The 19787-nt window shown below is 36.8% G+C and carries 18 protein-coding genes; 4 read left to right on the top strand and 14 right to left on the bottom strand.

Translation table 11 applies throughout. The features are described 5' to 3' along the window. Nucleotides 1-38 precede the first annotated feature (38 nt). Nucleotides 39-1001 (top strand): formimidoylglutamase, encoded by a 963-nt coding sequence (gene hutG / locus C9J31_RS11150; RefSeq protein ID WP_107950354.1) that lies wholly within the window; start codon nucleotides 39-41, stop codon nucleotides 999-1001. Beyond that, nucleotides 1001-2185, top strand: coding sequence for a sodium/glutamate symporter (gene gltS, locus C9J31_RS11145; protein ID WP_107950356.1), 1185 nt, complete (start codon nucleotides 1001-1003; stop codon nucleotides 2183-2185). Before hutG ends, gltS begins: the two co-directional genes overlap by 1 nt. An 81-nt stretch (nucleotides 2186-2266) precedes the next feature. On the opposite strand, the gene C9J31_RS11140 is transcribed toward gltS, so the two are convergent. After that, entirely contained in the window at nucleotides 2267-3535 is a 1269-nt protein-coding gene (locus tag C9J31_RS11140; protein ID WP_238602134.1) for a polysaccharide deacetylase family protein, read from the bottom strand. A 489-nt stretch (nucleotides 3536-4024) separates the two neighbouring features. Then, a complete protein-coding gene (locus C9J31_RS11135) occupies nucleotides 4025-4858 on the bottom strand; it encodes a D-alanyl-D-alanine carboxypeptidase family protein (protein WP_107924397.1) in 834 nt (277 codons plus the stop codon). A 391-nt stretch (nucleotides 4859-5249) separates the two neighbouring features. Between C9J31_RS11135 and C9J31_RS23640 the strand changes: the two genes are divergently transcribed. Next, complete coding sequence (locus tag C9J31_RS23640) at nucleotides 5250-5744, top strand: hypothetical protein (protein WP_238602135.1); 495 nt, start codon at nucleotides 5250-5252, stop codon at nucleotides 5742-5744. Nucleotides 5745-5913: 169 nt separating this feature from the next. Here the strand turns inward: C9J31_RS23640 and C9J31_RS11125 are convergent, their stop codons facing one another. The 5 genes from C9J31_RS11125 to C9J31_RS23630 all read right to left on the bottom strand — a co-directional run bounded on the left by C9J31_RS11125 (nucleotide 5914) and on the right by C9J31_RS23630 (nucleotide 9720). Further along, on the bottom strand, nucleotides 5914-6525 hold the full coding sequence (locus C9J31_RS11125) for a histidine phosphatase family protein (RefSeq protein ID WP_107950358.1): 612 nt from the start codon (nucleotides 6523-6525) through the stop codon (nucleotides 5914-5916). Between the two features lie 56 nt (nucleotides 6526-6581). Continuing rightward, entirely contained in the window at nucleotides 6582-7004 is a 423-nt protein-coding gene (locus C9J31_RS11120; protein ID WP_107950360.1) for a DUF3995 domain-containing protein, read from the bottom strand. Nucleotides 7005-7107: 103 nt separating this feature from the next. Continuing rightward, on the bottom strand, nucleotides 7108-7620 hold the full coding sequence (locus C9J31_RS11115; RefSeq protein ID WP_107950362.1) for a TetR/AcrR family transcriptional regulator: 513 nt from the start codon (nucleotides 7618-7620) through the stop codon (nucleotides 7108-7110). A 411-nt stretch (nucleotides 7621-8031) separates the two neighbouring features. Continuing rightward, nucleotides 8032-8832, bottom strand: coding sequence for an AAA family ATPase (locus C9J31_RS23635; RefSeq protein ID WP_238602136.1), 801 nt, complete (start codon nucleotides 8830-8832; stop codon nucleotides 8032-8034). A gap of 57 nt (nucleotides 8833-8889) precedes the next feature. Beyond that, nucleotides 8890-9720 (bottom strand): MORN repeat-containing protein, encoded by an 831-nt coding sequence (locus C9J31_RS23630; RefSeq protein WP_238602137.1) that lies wholly within the window; start codon nucleotides 9718-9720, stop codon nucleotides 8890-8892. Between the two features lie 93 nt (nucleotides 9721-9813). On the opposite strand from C9J31_RS23630, the gene C9J31_RS11105 reads away from it, so the two are divergent. Next, complete coding sequence (locus tag C9J31_RS11105; protein WP_107924400.1) at nucleotides 9814-10242, top strand: DUF5301 domain-containing protein; 429 nt, start codon at nucleotides 9814-9816, stop codon at nucleotides 10240-10242. Nucleotides 10243-10286: 44 nt separating this feature from the next. On the opposite strand, the gene C9J31_RS11100 is transcribed toward C9J31_RS11105, so the two are convergent. The 7 genes from C9J31_RS11100 to C9J31_RS11070 all read right to left on the bottom strand — a co-directional run bounded on the left by C9J31_RS11100 (nucleotide 10287) and on the right by C9J31_RS11070 (nucleotide 19059). Beyond that, entirely contained in the window at nucleotides 10287-11264 is a 978-nt protein-coding gene (locus C9J31_RS11100; RefSeq protein WP_054768397.1) for a helix-turn-helix transcriptional regulator, read from the bottom strand. A gap of 224 nt (nucleotides 11265-11488) precedes the next feature. Continuing rightward, on the bottom strand, nucleotides 11489-11806 hold the full coding sequence (locus C9J31_RS11095) for a YbjQ family protein (protein WP_107950364.1): 318 nt from the start codon (nucleotides 11804-11806) through the stop codon (nucleotides 11489-11491). Nucleotides 11807-11818: 12 nt separating this feature from the next. After that, nucleotides 11819-12298 (bottom strand): nucleoside 2-deoxyribosyltransferase, encoded by a 480-nt coding sequence (locus tag C9J31_RS11090; RefSeq protein WP_211634936.1) that lies wholly within the window; start codon nucleotides 12296-12298, stop codon nucleotides 11819-11821. Between the two features lie 12 nt (nucleotides 12299-12310). Next, entirely contained in the window at nucleotides 12311-12745 is a 435-nt protein-coding gene (locus tag C9J31_RS11085) for a GNAT family N-acetyltransferase (RefSeq protein WP_211634935.1), read from the bottom strand. A gap of 886 nt (nucleotides 12746-13631) precedes the next feature. Next, complete coding sequence (locus tag C9J31_RS11080) at nucleotides 13632-14216, bottom strand: hypothetical protein (RefSeq protein ID WP_238602138.1); 585 nt, start codon at nucleotides 14214-14216, stop codon at nucleotides 13632-13634. A gap of 367 nt (nucleotides 14217-14583) precedes the next feature. After that, nucleotides 14584-16077, bottom strand: coding sequence for a serine hydrolase domain-containing protein (locus tag C9J31_RS11075; protein WP_107950366.1), 1494 nt, complete (start codon nucleotides 16075-16077; stop codon nucleotides 14584-14586). A gap of 372 nt (nucleotides 16078-16449) precedes the next feature. Beyond that, nucleotides 16450-19059, bottom strand: coding sequence for a cation-translocating P-type ATPase (locus tag C9J31_RS11070; protein ID WP_107950368.1), 2610 nt, complete (start codon nucleotides 19057-19059; stop codon nucleotides 16450-16452). Nucleotides 19060-19787 lie beyond the last annotated feature (728 nt).

Here is a 19787-nt window from a genome sequence, read left to right as displayed (position 1 = left end):
TACACTACATGAATATTGCAAATGGAGTTGATAAAGTTATGTATACGATGACAGATCAAAAACAATGGAAAGGCCGAATAGACTCAACAACCAATACGAGCAGTTTCCGCTTACATCAAAAAGTAAAGCGAATTCCTATCAATGATGTAAGCGCTTCAGATAGTCCCCAAGCAGGGATTGTAGGCTTTATATGTGATGAGGGTGTGCGTCGCAATCAAGGGCGTGTTGGTGCCGCTAATGGGCCAAAAGCTCTTCGTGAATCATTAGCAAGCTTACCTTGGACTTTTGACGATGAACTGCAAATTGCCGATGTCGGAAACATCCTCTGCCTCAATCACGCTTTGGAAGAAGCACAGCGTGAACTTGGCGAAATTGTCGAAGTATTACGAAAGAAAAAAATGAAGTGTATCGTACTGGGCGGTGGTCACGAAACGCTATATGGACATTATTTAGGTGTTCGTGCTGCATTACAAAGTGATGCCAAAATCGGCATCATAAATATCGATGCACATTTCGATTTACGTTCATACGATGAACAAACATCCTCTGGCACAATGTTCCGCCAGATTTTAGAGCAGGATTCAAACGTAGATTATTTTGTACTAGGCATCCAACGTTACGGTAACACCAAGGAGTTATTTGACAAGGCTCACGAGCTAAACGTGAAATATGTGTTAGAAGAAAATCTAACAGTAGACAATAAACCTCAATTAATCAATGACTTGCAACAATTTATGGATGGTCATGATTACATTTTGTTAACTTTATGTATGGATGTACTAAACGCGGCAGTTGCACCAGGCGTAAGTGCCCCATCACCATTTGGACTCGAACCAACATTTGTACGTACAATAATTCAACAAGTAACTTCGCATCCAAATACACATTCCTTTGATATTTGTGAGGTAAATCCTTTACTTGATGAGAATGGACGAACAGTCAAATTAGGTGCCTACTTTGTCTATGAAGCACTTAATAACTTACTTAGGGGGAATGGTTAATGATCGAATTTAATCAAATAACAACAATATTTTTAGCAGTAGCACTATTGGCTTTTGGTAGTTTACTCATCAATAAAATAAATTTTTTAAAGCGTTTTTGTATTCCAGCTCCAGTTGTTGGCGGCTTGCTTTTTGCCGCTTTAACAACAATTTTAAAGACAACTGGCGTTTTAGAAATTTCGCTTGATACTTCCCTACAAAGTCTATTTATGATTACGTTTTTCACGACAATTGGTTTAGGGGCAAGCTTTAAGCTCGTAAAACTAGGCGGCAAACTATTAGTCATTTATTGGTTGGCATGTGGCTTTTTAGCACTCATGCAAAATGTTATTGGTGTATCACTTGCTTCTCTAATGGGTATTCATCCGTTAATCGGTATGATGGCTGGAGCTGTTTCAATGGAAGGTGGACACGGTGCAGCAGCAGCATTTGGACAAACATTAGAAGATTTAGGTATTTCATCGGCTATGACAATCGGCGCTGCAGCGGCAACATGTGGTTTAGTAGCTGGAGGCCTAATCGGTGGACCGATTGTTAAATATTTAGTGAGTAAATATAATTTAACACCTGATGAGCAAGAAACTGAGGAAGTTGAATATGAAAACAAGAAAGAACAAATTACATCTGATTCATTCTTTACACAGGTATTATTAATTACGTTCTGTATGGCTGTGGGTACGTATGTGGGGACATTATTCTCAGAAGCTACAGGCTTTGTTCTACCAGGCTATGTAGGTGCGATGTTTGTAGCGGTATTCGTCCGTAATATATTGGACAAAGTAAAACCTGACGCTATTAATATGAAAAGCATTTCTTTAATCGGGGACGTAACATTAGGTATTTTCTTATCGATGGCGTTAATGAGCATTAGACTTTGGGAAATTGCAGATTTAGCACTACCACTATTCGTTATTGTTTTTGTACAAGTACTATTTATCGTGATATTTAGTACATTTGTTTTATTCAAATTACTCGGTAAGAATTACGATGCTGCGGTAATGGTTGCAGGTTTTGCCGGACATGGCTTAGGTGCAACACCGAATGCGATGGCCAATATGTCCGCAGTTGTTCAACGTTTTGGACCTTCGAAAAAAGCTTTTATCGTGGTACCTATTGTAGGAGCATTTTTAATCGATGTCTTTGGTATCCCCATTATTATTACAACTATCAATTTATTTAAATAACAACAAAGCCGTGCAATCGTCTTTTCAGACAGTTGCACGGCTTTTTAACGTTTCATTTAGCCTAGACTTAATAGTATTTGATTATTGTAATATTTCACTAACAGTTACAAGTTCATAGCCTTGCTGTTGTAAATAAAGAATGACATTCTCAAGACCATTTGCTGTTGATTGGTGGATATCATGCATTAAAATGATACTTCCATCTTTCACAGAAGCTTTGACGTAGGCTAATATTTTGTCTGCGTTACGGTGCTTCCAGTCTAGTGTATCCACTGACCATAAAATAGAAGGCATTGTCATAACAGTACGCACCTGTTCGCTCGTCGCCCCATATGGTGGTCGGAAAACTGTTGGATACTGCCCAATGGCAGCATAAATGGCATTGCTCGTACGGTCAACCTCTTGTTTAACATTTACTTTCGTTAAAGTCGTTAGCTTTGGATGATTCCAAGTATGGTTGCCGATTTCATGTCCTGACTCATAGACTTTTTCTACGGTTGCAGGATTTCTCGAAACATTTTTACCAACCATAAAGAAAGTTGCTTTAACATCATATTTCTTTAAAATCGCTAAAATTTGAGGAGTTACTTTTACATCAGGTCCATCATCAAATGTTAATGCCACCCGTTTTTTTGCACCTTTTGCTACGGTAACGCCTTTATTATATACTTTGTTATCAAGAATCTTCAGATCTGCCATCTCAGATGCTTTTATGTAGCCTTGTTGTTCGTCCGCTTCCACATATGCCCAACCGGCAAATGTAGCATAGTGCTGTACAATTGTTTGATTAGCAATCGTACCTATAACCTCACCACTTGGACTAGCCGTCACATGTAACACTGCACCGTTAACAGCATTTACCCGTTTCTTAGTTATAGTGGCTTTCTTTAAGGTGTTTGTGGCGACATACCCTGTTTCATGTCCATATTGGACAAAAGACCAACCACCGGGTGCTGTTCCATATACATTAATGGTACTGTTTTCATATAGTTGACCTGTCTTTTGTGCACTAGGACTTGGATATGTAAATAAAGTCGTGCCACCCTTTTTTGCCACTATTAACTTGTCGGGCCTAACAGTTGTTAATGTAGTCGTTGCCACATATCCTTCCAGCTGTTGCGTTTGAATATGTGTCCATTGCTCATTAAATGGTGTAGCTTTTACAAAACTTCCTTGTGTAACATGCCCCATTGTGGCGCTTTCCATAGAAGCTTCTCCATAAACCGTCGCATCCTTTGTAACCTGCTGGATAACGGATGGACGTTCAGCGTTTGCAGAGGCATGACCTACAACCACGACACTTAACAAAAATGTCATAAATATAGCAAATGGCAAAAATCTTTTCATCATTCTACACCGCCTTTTTACAATCATTGCTGTCATTTTCCTGTGTAAAATATTGTGAAAACATACAACCCGATTCTTATTATAGAAGAATAGATTGTTCCAGAAAATAGTATAAATCAACTAGATTTAGTGTTGAAAATTGTATAATTAATATTTTTTGATAGTTCGTATTAGCGACATACTGCTTGACGTAATATAGGAAAAACGGACATCTGCTCCCCACTGAATACCTCTTTAGCCATCTCTACCCTTTTATCATTAATACGAAACTATATATACCACCAGCTCCTCCCCACGCACAAATTAGTCGAATGTATCCTAGTAAGAAACAGTGCTAGCACTCTTAGTGGCATCCAGATAAGCGCCAATATCAATACCGACATAAGGCTCTCCCAAGTTGTGGCCAAGGCTATATCAGATGCTTTTACTATGCACTTGTTAATAAGACGATGCAAAGCATAAAAAAAGTTTACTATTTTTTTTATTTTTTTCCTAAAGCGCAGCATATGCAGCAAGTGCATCTGCAACATGAAGTGGTGTTGTCTGCACATGACCAGTAGCATTCGTAGTGACAAATATAAATAATTCACCATTTTTTTCAATAACAGAGGCTAAGCAAAGCCCTGCTTCAGGCGTATACCCTGTTTTGCCACCTACAATGGCATCTGCAACACCTGTCATCTTACTATAAAGTGTATTGGCTATTGTAAGCTTATTTGGTGCGTAGGTTGTATAACTTTTTGTAGTCAACACTTCATAAAAATATGGATTTTTAATAGCATAACGAAATAGCTTACTAAGATCACGAACACTTGATACATGTGCAGCATCATGTAGCCCACTCGCATTCACAAAATGGGTATCATCTAAGCCTAGTTCACGAGCTTTATCATTCATTCGTGTAACAAACGCCTCCTCGCTTCCTGCGATCGCATTCGCAAGCGTAGCTGTGGCATCAGCTCCAGAGGCCAGCAATGTTCCGTATAATAAATCTTCTATCGTCACTAAATCTCCTGCCTTAAAGCCAGCCATAGAAGCATTTTGTGCGGTAAACTTCGTTATTGTTTGAGGTGTAACCATAGTTTGCATGTGTACATTATCACTTGCCTCAATAGCTACGATTGCCGTCATTATCTTCGTTAGCGAAGCTGGATAAATAATGGCATCTGCATTTTTTTCGTATAACACTTCAGCTTTTTCGTTCAGTAATAAAGCATTTTTACTATGTAACGAAGGTAGCTCAATGACAGCTTGCTCCGCTGGCTTATTGGCATAAAAATAGAATACTGCAGCACATATACAACAAAGTAAAATGAATTTCTTCATAAAAAACGCCCCCTATTCTAATTATAATAGGGGACAAATCTGAATATTCCTGTAGGCAAATTATAAAGAAATACTTCAGGGCTTGCATTATGTAGACATAATTCTTTGTTTCAATGAAGGACACAACTAAAGGGCGTTCGTTGCTCCTTTCCTCGTTTATCCTCAAATTATTTAGTCAATAGGTGAAAGTCTAGCTCCCCATACCCTTTATATTTCCAATGCAATAGCATTTATGACTTTAAATATCCAAAACGATTTTTATGTTCTAACAGGGTATTTATAAACTTCTGGTTAATGGACGTATTACCAATCATACAGCAATTTCAAAACATAGATTACAGATGTAAGGCACTTGCAGCTTTACATTTTTAATCAAGAAGGGAAGTTGGAAATGGAAGAGAAACGATACGTAATGAGTTGGAATAATGGACGATGTTATAAAGCCTACAAATACAATATAATTGATGACCCATCGGATTATGTAGAAGACCAATGGGATTATAAAATTGATACCCACAAATGCAAGGTGGACAAAAATCACGATTATAAAAAAGATAAATTCTATCATGAAGATCACAAATGTCGCAGTCGCGAAATTGAAATAGAACGATATAAAGACGACGTATGCTTCAACCATGAGGATGACAAAGGCGATCATCAATTTTACAACAATTGTAAAAATTGCATTTGTGATCAATTAAGAAAATTAGAGCCCGGAACTTTAGTAGATATATTCTTATCAAGTGGTGTTAGTTTCTGTGCAATTACTTTTATAAGCTTAGATCCGAAAAATTGCTGTGCACACTTTCTTGAAACAGATGAAACTTATAAATCACTGATTGTAGACTGTCAAAAAATTGACGCTATTCGTAGAAATCTTTGCTAAATTTTAAGGGGGCTCTTCCTTTATGGAAGTACCCTTTTAATACTGTCTATCTACAAAAACATACCTATGTATAAGTTGTAACGAAATAACTTCCATCAAAGGTAGGCATCTGAAACCCTCATCTACTACACAGCGCATACGCTAATTTTATAAAAGAATTCATCCTAACTTAATAAAAATCATCGAAGTCTATAGAAATCCTATGGATCGTTTTATTGGATAATTTGAAGAACACATCTTGAGCTACTTCTAACTTAAGTGCATTTTCCTTTTCTAGCCCAGCGTAAATGCCACGTAAAATCCGCCCTGTCAGACCATGAGAAACAGCAATTATTTTTTGTTCCTGTTGAATGCTTTCGAGCCAATGAGTTAGTCTGTTCACAACAGCGTCATAACTTTCGCCATTTGGCGCATTAAAATACCAATTATAGACGTCTGAATTTTTAAAAAGGCTAGGCCAAGATTTTTCAATTTCTCTAGTTGTTAAGCCTGCCCAATGACCTACATCCACTTCAGTTAATCGATTATCCTGTTCTACCTTGTTCACATCATACCCAATGACATCACAAATAATTTCTGTGCTTTTTAGCGCTCTCCCTAGTGGACTTGAAACAACTTTCCATTCATGCGGATTTCCGATGAGACTTTTCAATACATTTGCATTTTGTCGAACTTGATCTATTCCAACATCTGTTAAAGAAGAATCAAGTACACCTTGATATCGCCCTTGTGTATTAAATTCAGTTTCTCCATGGCGAAGTAAGTAAATAATTTGATTCATGCAAAATTCCTCCTGTGTAAGTCGCCTATTCGTATAATCGAATTGTACAGTAAAAATCACAACAGTACGAACATATAGACTACGCCAAAGCACAAACACAATGGGCTATAAAACCATGTATCGTTTCTAGCAAACTGAGAATGTGTTATTTTTTTAAAAAACCCTACGTATTTAAAATCACCAATCGCTCGAATAAAGAAAACAAAAGTACATACTATGCAGCCAATTTTAGAAATGATGTTTGCTTGAAAACTTTGTAAATAACCTCCCTGCATAAGTATTAGCATAGCGGCTATTACAATAAGTACTGCCACCAATAATGTCCCCGTTTTGCTTGGAACAAAAGTAGGGCCATCCCCCCCTTCCTTTACGGGTACAGCAACTTTAGAGCCCCAACGCCCCCCACAAGCCCAATATACATGTAACATACTAATAAGACATAGCACACTTACAGCTGATAACGTCAAAATCATTTTCATTAGTCTGCCTCCAATACCATTTGGTTTTAACAACATACGCTACCGTATGTCGAGATATTTATTTTGTCCCTACAGCATTTAGAACTGTTAGGGACATTCTTTATTAACTATTTACTAATAGCTCAAGCATTATTTCTATATCAAAATTAGGATTAGCTTCAAACCTCGTCATCCACCCTACATATGTTAAATAAGCAAGTCTCGCTCGAACGATAGCTTGTGGCGCGGCTATGCCCTTTTTTTGATATAATTTTGCCACACAATGTATTCTTTGCTCCTCAATATCTACTAAACGAGCTGCCACAAGTGTGTCGTACTTTGCCCAGTCATAAATTCCAATTTCAACTTTTTTATCACTACTAAAACTTATTCGTAAAAGCTGTTCTAATGAAGCATCCTCTTGCTCCATACTATAAATGATGCGCATCGTTGCATGCATTTCCCAATAATCTATCATCGATTCTAATAGTTCTTGATGATCACGAAAATAGTGATAAAAGCTCCCTTTGCTTATTTTCAGTGAACGCGCAAGGGTTTCAATGCGAACTTTATGTATACCTGCTTCAGCTAATTGCTGTAAACCTGCCTTTACCCAGTCTTCTCTCGTTAATTGCATAACTCATCTCCCTATTAAGATACGGCATCGTATGTTTTCATCAGATTACGCCTTATTGTAAATTTTGTCAATACAACTTTATCATTGTTGCAACAAACATTGATTTAAAAGTAAAGCCCCTGCTCCGTATACTGACTAAACGGCAAGGGGCTAATAGTTGCTTGATATTATTGGGCATTCTTAAGCTTTGTTTCCTTTATTAATATGAATATTGTTGCTCACAGAAATATTTATGTGCAAAAATGTTGGTAAAATACAAGCAAGTAGCAAAAGTAAAGTGGTTTGTTTAATCATCTATATACTATACGAAAAGTAACTTGCTTATATGATGATGACAAAGATCAACCTAGTGCCTTGAGGTCTTTGTCTTTAGCTTAACTAGATTTTAAAAAGTAGTCAGCTTCATCTTCTTTAAAATGTACGATCGAAAAGTTTTTCTGCTATAGCTTGAATCATATCTATTTCAGTAAACTCCATCAGCTCTTGTCTTGTAATATGCTGCTGCAAGATTAAACGATTGGATTGGATGGTCACCAACTTCTCGAATAAGTTTCTTATATAACGGCCGTTTGAGAAATTTGTAATGGTTGCAACTGGGATTTGATGTAACTGTGTTCTCATATGATCAGCAAAAGGTTCTCCATATCGGTAATCATTTTGCTGACATAGCATAGCAAAAATGTCATATAACTCGTCTGTACTAAAATTATCAAATTGTACAAAATGATTAAAGCGCGATTTAAAGCCTGGATTGGCTTGTAAAAACTGCTCCATTAGCTCTGTATACCCTGCCACAATGATGACTAAATCATCGCGTAAATCCTCCATTGCCTTTAACAAGCTATCAATAGCCTCTTTGCCAAATGCATCTTGTTTATCATTAATCAGCGAATAGGCCTCGTCTATAAAAAGTACGCCACCAGTCGCTTTTTTCACGACTTCTTGTACTTTCAACGCAGTTTGGCCAACATACCCTGCTACTAGGCCAGCTCGGTCTGTTTCTACAAAATGTCCACTTGAAAGTACGCCCAGATGCTTATAGATTTGGCCAATTATACGAGCTACTGTCGTTTTCCCTGTCCCTGGGTTACCTGAAAATACAAGATGGTAGGTAATAGGGAAACTTGTTAAACCATGGTCCACACGTAAACTTTGAATTTTAATAAAATTGATGAGATTATGTAATTCTTTTTTAGCATTCGGGAGTCCCACTAACCCATCTAACTGCGCCTGTAGCTTTTCAATCTCCCGTTCGACTTCAGGCGTAATTCACAAACGTTCACCGTCAATAAATTCACCGCTGTAAATAATCTTACCTTCTTCATTGTAAAAATCGCCGCGTCCATGCTTGTCTCCATTTACCAACTCACCAATATACTTAGCCTGCCCATTTGCATAATAGAGTGTACCTTTACCTGTCATCGCATCCTCTTTAAATTGCCCTTCTGCTTCAAGCACACCTTGCCGTGAATAGACTTTTCCTTTACCGTGTTTTAGGTCCTCAAAAAAATACCCTTCATACTGTAATTTAGTAATACCCGTTGCCAGCTCCTCCGCAGTTGGCTTTTCCGGGGCATAATAAAGCCTTCCAGCTCCTTGCATATGGTTCCACATAAAATCCCCTTTGTACTGCAGAAAACCGCTTGGGTAATATTGTGTGCCCTTGCCCTTTTTCATGCCATGCACAAAATCGCCTTCATATTGTGGTTGATGTAGCTGTAAATTTTGCATACGTAGCTCTTTAAATGGGGCAATGACGTCTTCTTCATAATATAAAGTGCCATAACCATCCATTAAATCATTACGAAATTGACCCTCGTAAAATATCTTGCCATCCTTATATAAAATGCCATTACCTTGTTTTTTATTTTGAATAAATTCACCCTGATAGATCATTTGACCCTTTAAATACATAATGCCGTTACCCTGCTTCATATGATTGACGAATTCACCCTCAAATAATAAGTCACCCTCTTGATCAAAAATTGTCCCCTTGCCATCATAAATGTCATGGCCGAAATCATTTTTCTTGACGCCACCGCGATACATGACGATTCCATTTGCATAAAAAAATTCTTTTTCTTCATAATTATGTGTCATTTAATTGCCTTCCTTTATCATTTCAGTATATGCTCAATTATAGCGTGGAACAGCATACATAAGAGCGAATTTTTAGAATTTAAGGAGATCAACATGAAAAAAAGATACAAAATACTTTTCGTCACCCTACTAACCCTTATTATTCTCTATGTAGCAACAATGCTACTAACGAGAGATTCAACTTTTGATAAGGAAGTATTGGAACAACTCGATATAAAACAAATTGAAGAAATTGAAATCATTCGAGCCTCCGACGAAAAAACGATTAATATAACTGATACAGCTATGATTAATCAAATTATGCAACATTTTAATGACCAACCACTTAGAAAAGTACGTTTTTCCAACTCTGACTTTGAAGAGGCTTATTGGCTAACATTACATGTTAATGACGAACGAGCAATTGGCATGCGCCTTGATGATGCAAAGCATTTATATATTTTTTTATATGAAGAAAACTATATGAAGGATTACAAGCTATTAGAAGACATTGATTTGACATTTATCGAAGCATTGTTTTAACAAAAGACAGTGAAACCCGTGTACCAAATACACGGGTTCATCTTTTATATATAACGATAGTTTTGTTGCATAGATTGAATGATGCCAATCATTTCTTCTCTTAATTCAAGTGGCTCTAACACCTCTATATTCGCACCTTGGCTCAGTAACCACATTTTAATACCACGTCCAAAAACTTCTGCTTCAAATAAGCATTGTCCTTCTTTATGTGACAACATTTTAGCCGTAGGTAATCGATCTAATACTGCTTGTGGTGATACACCTTTAAATATAAATTTCATATGCATAAGCTCACCAGCATGCATGAACTGAATGCGTTTGCGAAACTCGCCTTCCTGGAAACGCTCAGAATAGGGTATTTGGAATTTCTTGTCAAGTTCGAGGAAATGTTGAATACAATCAATGCGGTATACAATCGGCAAATCCTTCTCATGCTTACTATCATAAGCAATTAGATAAAAATAATATTCCGAGAAAATAACGCCAAGGGGCTTCAAAATTTTTTCAGCAGGAATTGACTCGCCTTCTCGCAAATAGTCAATTTTAATCAACTTCTTCTTTTGAATCGCCTCTGAAATAGCCCAAATTAAATGTAATAAGGACTTTTTATGATTTAAATCCACGTACAAGTGTTTTTCATTTAAAATAATATTATGAATAAACTCCTGTTTATCTGCAGCTACAATCGAAATAAGTTTATCTATAATGTCACTCATTTCCGTTTTTAGTAATGCTCTTGATTCGATTAATATTTTAACAATCGCTAACACTTGCTCTTTCGACAATATTTTCTTTCCAGTATTCGTTAACTTGTATACATTTTCTGTCCGCACATATGCTAAATGGCAATCTAATTTAGCTTGTTCAATATACGCTCTGATTTGATCTAAATCACGTTGTATGGTTTTTTCACCAACATTATGTGTAAATGCTTCTTGCTTTTTGTTTATTCCTTGACCATCCATCAGTCTGTCAAACATTGAAATGACACGATAGCCCTTATTTTGTTGTGAATCCACCATATATCCCACTCTTTCTCCATAGTTACTCTTATTATACAAAACGAGATGGACATCATTAGTCCTTTTAACTATGAAATTCCTATATTTTTGGTATAATTGGTACTATACTAATTTCACAACAATACATCATGAAACAGACTGAACATACCACTTTTTTGTCATAAATAACAATATTACTACAAAAAAAGACTTCAATCAATTTGACTGAAGCCTAAAAGAATAAGTTAGCTCTTTAATTTTACAGCTGTACCGTATGCTAATACTTCGGAAGTACCATCCATGACAGACGATGTGGAAAATCTTACACCGACAATGGCATTGGCTCCTAATCGTTTGGCTTCTTCTACCATTGCCGCGCTAGCAATTTCTCGGGAGCGAGCGAGCATTTCTGCATACTCCTTTACCTCTCCACCTACAATATTACGGAGCCCTGCCATCATATCACGACCCAAGTTTCTAGATTGCACTGAGTTGCCCTTCACTAAACCTAGTGTTTCATCAATGTCTTTGCCAATAATTACATCCGTTGTAGACATTATCATACGCGATTCCCCCTATAAGTTCAATTTACGAATTGCTTTAACAGCATCTTCAATAGAAGAAGCAATCGTACCATTGCGCTTAATCAAGCCTATTACAAATAAATTACGGTAGACAAACTGATTTTCGGTGCCATCTCGAACTAGTGCTTCAATTTTCATCATATTTTCTCGCCCTTGCTGACGAACATCCGTAAATACACCAATAATTGGACGATTAAGCATAGAAAAAGCCCCAATTTCAGCTGCTACCCCTGAATCTATTTCTACACCGTCTAGTACTGCAACTAATACATCACTACTTTGCAGCATCGCTAAATCCGCCTCTGCAATCGCCAAACTATCTGCATATGCTGTTTTATCATTTATGGCATCATTCTCCTGTGGTACGTATAACTCAATGCCTGCTACAGCCTGTCTTATCGCTGCCGCTAGCTGTTCGTTGACTAAACGATCTCCTAAAGAAAATAAGCCATTTGCTAAATAAGCCTTCATGTTATTAACTCCTTACACCAATGTTTTTTCGAAAATTATTTTATGTCGACCCTTGTCGTCGACAAATGTAGAAACGATGTCAAAACCATGCTTAATATTTGTCATAAGCATAGCTTTTCGCTCATTTCTACCATATGTACGTACTTTGTTAAAGCCAAGTGCCTGTATATGTTCATGCTGCTGTTTCATTAACTGACTTGCAATTCCTTGCCCCCGTTTTTTTTCATGAACACCACCTAACCAGCTATAAAAAACACCATCAGGATGTGTATACCCTATTTTAAAACCTAATACTTCCTCGTTCTCTATAGCAAATATACAAATGAGACCATCTTTACTTTCAAGTTTTTCCAATGGCAGATTTGCATCATCAAATACTAGTGCATGAATTTTTTGCAATTGGTTCAGCCAAGTATATGGTACACCCTCGATTGTCACGAAATGCATTTTTATCCTCCCCCATCTATATAATTCTTCATTATAACAAAAAGGGTGAGTTTCGTGGTGGGTGAGCTATGGCTATATTGCGCAACACGACTCCCAAAGAAAAGTGGCACATTATTAGCACGTAAGTGATGCGGTAAGGGGTGAAAGTCCCGAGGATTATCATAGTGAATATAGCCATCATTGACTGGGAGTACTTTCCTCGCACTAACAATTTTAGACGATGGTCAATGATTCAAGTCTAACTGTATTGGATCTAGTCCCAAAAAAACGACCACGTCGAAAGCTTCATCCCTTTCCAATGTTTTCTATCTCCAGGCACCCATGTCATTAACCCTCTGGAATAATTTTTAAAGGTCATGTCCAAAGTTCTTACCCAATAGAAAGCGAGATAATCTATAGCCAGTTTGTAATAGTAGGACCAGGAAAGAGGAATCTATCAACAGAGCTACACTTTCTCCAATAGCTTCTCTGCGGAGGCCTGTTCGTTAATTTACTTTTGCTCTTAAATCGGAGTGCTTGGTCCCAAACGTCATTTAGAAAAGTCCGCGATTCAAATGCAATGTCTTCCTTCTATTAATGAAACAAGCATACCGCTTTATTATGTAAATAATCGCTTTAAGTAACACTAAAAGTTTATCTTCATTCATCTGCGCTAAACAGCATGCGTAAGTCAGAGCAACATAGGCTAAATACAGCACACTACTAGGGTATGCTGTGCACAGAAAACAAAGTGCTACATTGCCAACCACGTCAGTGGCACACACTTGAGAAATCAAAGAGTGTTAAATTAATGACTCTCTTGATGTCCAAGATTTTGATAATTGCGCTGAGGCGCTATTGTTAGCAATAGAAGAAAATAGACCGTATAAGTTTTGGAAGGTTTTCATTAACCATACAACATAGCTGGTTCACGTACACCTTGCAAATAGTCTGCAAGCTTGCCAACAAATACTTGCTCTAAATAAGGCAATTGTGCGATGCAGTGAGGGGTCATTAACGCTGGATTTTGATACACCTTTAAGCCCCCAGCTTTTAAAAGCATTGCCACAAATTGCGAGCAAAAATAGGCACGTTCTCTTCGTACTTCCTTTTGCACCATAACACCAAATAACCCGATAAAATTGTATTTATATCGATCTCGATTCCAATACATATATTGGACGATTTTCATCATTTCTAAATACTGATAATGCGATACCTTACAGCGATAAATAACACAGTCAGCAGCTTCGAATAGCCCTGATTCTGCATCCTCGCGTAAAAATCCACCGCTTAATGGGTTATTTAGTTGTCTTCGCCCAAAGCTATACATTTCAAAAAGGCCATCATCAAATGCAACAGATGCATGATTCATCTCTTTTCCCGTATACATGCCAATAGCTTTAGACAATAATGTGCCTGTTTTTGTTAACACTATGTAAATGGTATATGCCATATTTTCACCTACTTCAATATTCTCAGCTATTACCAATACGTATTAGCTCTTCATTTGGTTTCGTATTTTCTATTATTTCTAGCATACAATTTAATTCTTAATTTTTCCCTTTCTAGTACCTTAAGATTTCCTTAAGAATTTACTTCATTTAATTGTCTTTAGTAAATGATAGATTTAGAAGTTGGTAATGTTTAACAACGCCTATATTTTCACTACCTTTATTTATATGTCTTTAATTGTATTGTTATGTGGTGATTTTGAGGGTACTCACACCTTTTTTTCTAGGATGCTTGAAAACTTGATAACAATTTATAAAAATTATCGTGCAATAGAAAAAGGCAAGTCACTCATTATTTTCGAATGAGTGACTTATAAACATATGCTACGCTGTTCTATTTCATCTTTAAATCTTTTTTTTAGTAACAATAAGCAATAAGCCAAACAGATAATACATAACACTTGTCACTATGACACTATAAAATAATACAGAGATGGAAGATGGTCCCCATACTTTAATAAATCCCCAAGGTAATCCCTCAAGTAAAATTTTGGGGAACAGTATCATCAGTGTCAAAATGGCAGCTACTATCACCGAATGTATGAAGAGTAGCAATATCCTCTTTTTGTTGAAAGATACTCTCATGCGTTGTTTTCGATATAACTTCCTCACAATTAGTAGCGAAAAAATGCTGAAAAATGCACCCAGAACGAATAGTGTCATACAGACGATGGTCACAATTTTATCTAACTTTTGATAGTTATCGGCATGATTATTGTTAACATTTTTTCCTTCCCATAAATCCATTACGCCCTGTCCTATAGCTGTTGTATAGCTCGTGTTCATATTGGACAAGATGGCTACTCCTAATTGTTCATCAGGTTGCATGATGAAATACGAGGTAAATGTCGGATTTTCCCCTGCATGGAGTATATATTGTTTTTCGTCTTTTTCCATAACTCCCCAACCACTTGCATAGTATGTATCTTTATCGAATGGCTCTACGGATTGATCGGGAATATGTGATGCTTGAATGATTTTTTTTCCGATAGGGTAAATCTGGCTGATTCCTAACTGTAAGTTCAACCATTTTGCGATATCATTCGTATTGCTGACAATATACCCAGCCGGGACATTTCCCCGATAAATGGGTGGGCTGTACTTTTGTTCTCGCATCAATCCTATTTTATAACCAGTTGCTAGCTCAGCTGAATGAACTTGTTGAAGCCCAACAAATGTATCATTCATATTGACTGGCTCAAGAATCTGCTGTTTTATATACATTTCATAGGGCTGTTTTGTTATTTTCTCGATAACAAGACCCAATACATCGTAATTAATTGTTGCGTATTCAAATGAACTGCCAGGTATACGATTTAAGTGTTGATTTAGTAATGTTTTCACAGTCAATTCTATGGCGTTATCCGCTTCACTTTCAGGGATATGAGCTATGGTGTTAGATGCTATCCCACTCGTATGATAAAGTAACTGATTTATAGTAACCGTCTGCACTTGTCCATTATAAGTTAGCTCTAACCAGGGGATATACTTTCGGACATCGTCAGTTCGTTCTAACAAGCCTTCCTTTTCCAATTGCAGAATTGCTAGCCCTGTAAATGCTTTCGTCGTGGAGCCTATTTCAAATAATGTTTGAGCAGTTACAGGTATTTTATCCTCAACATTAGCATATCCGAAGCCTTTTTGATAGACCGTCTCTCCCTTCTCTACAATAACTAACGATAACCCTGGAATTTTACTTATTGCTCTTTGCGCTTCAACGAATTGTTCAATCTTTTGAATTTTTTCTGTAGCGTCTGCTTTTGCTATTTGTGGCATTAATCCATTAAGTGCAAAAATCATAGCAATCATACATATGTACATTTTTAATGATGGTTTCATTTTTAGTATCTCCTTTGGTTTTACATATTTCGCCTAAGTCCTGCTAGTGACATAACTCATAACATCGTTAAATATAACAAGCAAATCTTGCTGAAACCATCGTTTTACATGACCAAAAACGATACAATATGACATTTTTGTAACATAACATTGATCAGTATTCAATGGGTATCAACAATTGAATTTAAAATCATGTTTAAAAGGATAAAAGCCATTTTCAAACAGCCTCGGAGCTTTTTTACAGTAAAACACAAACAGACAAGAACTCACTCGCATTTTACTAACGAAACCCATACATAGTGTCCTAAACGGCAAAAAGCCGCTCATTCATGAGCGACTTGTTATAAAAATGCTTGAAACGTTATTCACTTCTTAGTTCTTACTTCTTACGAACAACAGCTTATACCACTGATTAACTAAAAACGGCATACAAGACAAGCTATAAATTAAGCCTAATTGTGCACCACTTAAGGAAGCCACCTCGAACATACCTGTAAGCGATGGCACAAATAATACTAAATGTAGACATAAAAAACCAATTAAAAACGCTAGCCACGTATATTTATTAGAAAATAAGCCGATTGTAAACAGCGATTCTTTCGATCGAGAGTTAAAGCCATGGACTAGTCGTGACAAACATAAGGTTGTAAAGGCCATGGTAGTTGCCGTTAGTGTATCTCCAGTTGACAATCCTATACGAAAAGCAATGATAGTAGAGATAGCAATTAATAGTCCTTCAAGCACCACTTGTGTAGTAAATGTTTTATTTAATAATGGTGTGCGAATATTCCGAGGCTTGTCCTTCATGGTCTTTTTATTATGTGGCTCTAAACCGATTGCAATCGCCGGCAAACTATCAGTAAGTAAGTTAATAAATAATAAATGTACGGGTGCAAAAGGAACTGGTAAGCCTAATACGGTTGCATATAATACAACAAAAATCGCACCGGCATTACCTGATAATAAGAATAGAATAGCATTTTTAATGTTTGTATAGAGACTTCTTCCATTCGCAATAGCTTTGACAATTGTTGAAAAATTATCATCCATTAAGATCATCGAAGAAGCATCTTTTGCTACCTCAGTGCCGGTAATGCCCATTGCCACACCGATATCAGCTTGTTTTAAGGCAGGGCCGTCATTAACTCCATCTCCGGTCATAGCAACTACATTGCCTTTTTCCTGCCAAGCTTTAACGATACGAATTTTTTGCTCTGGTGTTACTCGTGCGTAGACAGAGAGCTGTGGAACGATTTCTTGTAGTTGTTGATCTGTTAACCCTTCAATTTCATATCCTTCAATCGCTTCTGATGGCTCTTTTAAAATACCAATTTGTTTAGCAATCGCGGTTGCAGTGATTTTATGATCGCCAGTAATCATAACGGGTTTAATACCAGCTTTTATGCAGTTTTCAACCGCTTCTTTCGATTCTTTCCTCGGAGGATCCATCATGGCCATTAATCCGATGAAAATTAAATTTCTTTCAGCTTCTACATTCATCGTTTGTTTGGGCATGATCTCTTTGTAAGCAATTGCTAGTACTCTCAAACCATTCATAGAAAAATTACGATTCACTTCTTCAATTTTTTTACGATGTTCTGCCGTAATATCAAGTATCCCGCTAGAAGTTTGGATTTTTACAATTTTAGATAGCAGAACATCTAATGCACCTTTAGTAATCATAATATTTTTTTGATTGATGAGATTTACTGTACTCATTAGCTTTCTGTCTGAATCAAATGGAAGCTCTGCCACTCTTGGATAGTGCTTTCTGACGATTAATTCCTCAAAACCATACTGCTTCCCTAATTTCACGAGTGCTATTTCAGTTGCATCACCTATTTCTTTTTGATCGCTTTCCAAGGCATTATTACATAATAGTGCCTTTAAAATAAGATCTTTTTCAATTGCATTTTCTGTATGTAGTTGATCATGCGGAATAACTTTTTGATCAACATATACTTGTTGAACAATCATTTTATTTTCGGTTAATGTCCCTGTTTTATCTGAACAAATAACAGATACACTGCCCAAACTTTCAACAGCATAAAGCTTTCGTATGATGGCATTTTCTTTTGCCATTTTTTGAGTCCCAAAGGCCAGCACAATGGTAACAATGGAACTTAAAGCTTCCGGAATTGCTGCAACGGCAAGCGAAACCGCAAACATAAAAGATTCTACTAATTCGCGTCCTCGAATAAGGTCAATCGTAAAAATGACGACACAAATCATCGTAATACCTAATGCTAATTTTTCCCCAAATTGATCTAGACTTATTTGTAGAGGTGTTTTTTTCTCTTTCGCCGTATCCAACAGGTTTGCAATTTTCCCTATTTCTGTTTCCATACCTATTGCAGTAACTACTACAGTCCCACGTCCATTGGTAACAAAACAGCCCGTGAATACCATATTTTTTTTATCAGCTATCGTTACTTGCTGTACTTTAATGGGCGTTGTACTTTTTGCTACAGCCAATGATTCACCAGTCAATGAACTTTCATTTATATGCAAATTATAGCTTTCTAACAATCGCCCATCCGCATTGATATAATCGCCAGCCTCTAAAAAGAGAATATCTCCCACCACTATGTCCTTTGAAGGAATCTCTATTAGCTGATTATTTCGCATCACTTTGGCAACGGAGGAAGTCAAAGCTTTTAGATTATCCAAAGACTGTTCCGCTTTGACATGTTGTACTGTGCCTAGGATTGCATTTAAAAAAACAACAATCATAATCACAATAGTACTCTCTACTTCACCTAATAGTAATGAAATAACGGCGGCAACCATTAATATAATGACTAATAAATCTTTAAACTGCCCAAAGAAAACAGCGAATGTACTTGTTTTTTTCCCTTCCACCAATTTATTATATCCGTATACTTCTTGTCTCTTTTTGACGTCATCATCGCTCAATCCTTGATTTGTTACATTCAACCGTTCCATGACTTCGTCTGATAATTGTTGATGATATTCTGCCATTCGATTCCCCTTCCCGTGTGTAATTACTAGACTAGCATGCTACTTCAAAAGAAACTGTCACTCTATAGCTTATTTCTATAGAGACTCATCCTGCTGCAATCAAAATTTAAATCAAAATAAAGGAAGAGATTAGTAAGGGCTTAGACATGTTCCAATAGTTAGCGGATCGGACCCATTACGATCACATGCTATTTGATAGCTATACTTCCTTACGTCGTAGCTCTCAAATATTGTGTTCTATCTACTCCGTAATACTTTATCTAACTCAATATTATTCCTTGTTCTATTCCAGTATGATAATAATCGATATAGAAATTTAAATATTTGTTATAGTGGTGATATTTTTTAATATAGACGCACGACATCTAGCGAAAATATCAAGCTTTGTTTGTGCTTAACGAGAAGTAGTTATACAAATTACAATGCGTCTGTTTATGAAAAGACAAAAAAGACCAGCTTTACTAATGTCGCTGGCCCTGTTTCTAACACATTGAATAGTTACACCAATATCTCCATGATTGGTTCTATCTATGTTCAGTATCCTATTCAATTTTGACCGTTCTTTCGTTACATCCATTAATGCACTTTATCCTTTATAGCCACTTTTCCAGTCTTCACTAATCCCTTCACCACCGTGTTACTCTCTAAGGGCTTCTTCACAATCAGACATTCTGAAAGATTACAAGTTTTCAATATAGGCAGAAGGTATTTTAACAGCTCTTCGTGAA

It is taken from the genome of Lysinibacillus parviboronicapiens, from assembly GCF_003049605.2.
GTDB classification, from domain to species: domain Bacteria; phylum Bacillota; class Bacilli; order Bacillales_A; family Planococcaceae; genus Lysinibacillus; species Lysinibacillus parviboronicapiens.
Note: the sequence above shows the minus strand (reverse complement) of the source record. Positions and strands in the feature narration are given on the sequence as shown.

What these genes read in the sequence shown, in the direction of transcription:
- hutG (WP_107950354.1), top strand. Translation starts at nt 39, where the DNA reads ATGTATACGATGACAGATCAAAAACAATGGAAAGGCCGAATAGACTCA.
- gltS (WP_107950356.1), top strand. Translation starts at nt 1,001, where the DNA reads ATGATCGAATTTAATCAAATAACAACAATATTTTTAGCAGTAGCACTA.
- C9J31_RS11140 (WP_238602134.1), bottom strand. Translation starts at nt 3,535, where the DNA reads ATGATGAAAAGATTTTTGCCATTTGCTATATTTATGACATTTTTGTTA.
- C9J31_RS11135 (WP_107924397.1), bottom strand. Translation starts at nt 4,858, where the DNA reads ATGAAGAAATTCATTTTACTTTGTTGTATATGTGCTGCAGTATTCTAT.
- C9J31_RS23640 (WP_238602135.1), top strand. Translation starts at nt 5,250, where the DNA reads ATGGAAGAGAAACGATACGTAATGAGTTGGAATAATGGACGATGTTAT.
- C9J31_RS11125 (WP_107950358.1), bottom strand. Translation starts at nt 6,525, where the DNA reads ATGAATCAAATTATTTACTTACTTCGCCATGGAGAAACTGAATTTAAT.
- C9J31_RS11120 (WP_107950360.1), bottom strand. Translation starts at nt 7,004, where the DNA reads ATGAAAATGATTTTGACGTTATCAGCTGTAAGTGTGCTATGTCTTATT.
- C9J31_RS11115 (WP_107950362.1), bottom strand. Translation starts at nt 7,620, where the DNA reads ATGCAATTAACGAGAGAAGACTGGGTAAAGGCAGGTTTACAGCAATTA.
- C9J31_RS23630 (WP_238602137.1), bottom strand. Translation starts at nt 9,720, where the DNA reads ATGACACATAATTATGAAGAAAAAGAATTTTTTTATGCAAATGGAATC.
- C9J31_RS11105 (WP_107924400.1), top strand. Translation starts at nt 9,814, where the DNA reads ATGAAAAAAAGATACAAAATACTTTTCGTCACCCTACTAACCCTTATT.
- C9J31_RS11100 (WP_054768397.1), bottom strand. Translation starts at nt 11,264, where the DNA reads ATGGTGGATTCACAACAAAATAAGGGCTATCGTGTCATTTCAATGTTT.
- C9J31_RS11095 (WP_107950364.1), bottom strand. Translation starts at nt 11,806, where the DNA reads ATGATAATGTCTACAACGGATGTAATTATTGGCAAAGACATTGATGAA.
- C9J31_RS11090 (WP_211634936.1), bottom strand. Translation starts at nt 12,298, where the DNA reads ATGAAGGCTTATTTAGCAAATGGCTTATTTTCTTTAGGAGATCGTTTA.
- C9J31_RS11085 (WP_211634935.1), bottom strand. Translation starts at nt 12,745, where the DNA reads ATGCATTTCGTGACAATCGAGGGTGTACCATATACTTGGCTGAACCAA.
- C9J31_RS11075 (WP_107950366.1), bottom strand. Translation starts at nt 16,077, where the DNA reads ATGAAACCATCATTAAAAATGTACATATGTATGATTGCTATGATTTTT.
- C9J31_RS11070 (WP_107950368.1), bottom strand. Translation starts at nt 19,059, where the DNA reads ATGGCAGAATATCATCAACAATTATCAGACGAAGTCATGGAACGGTTG.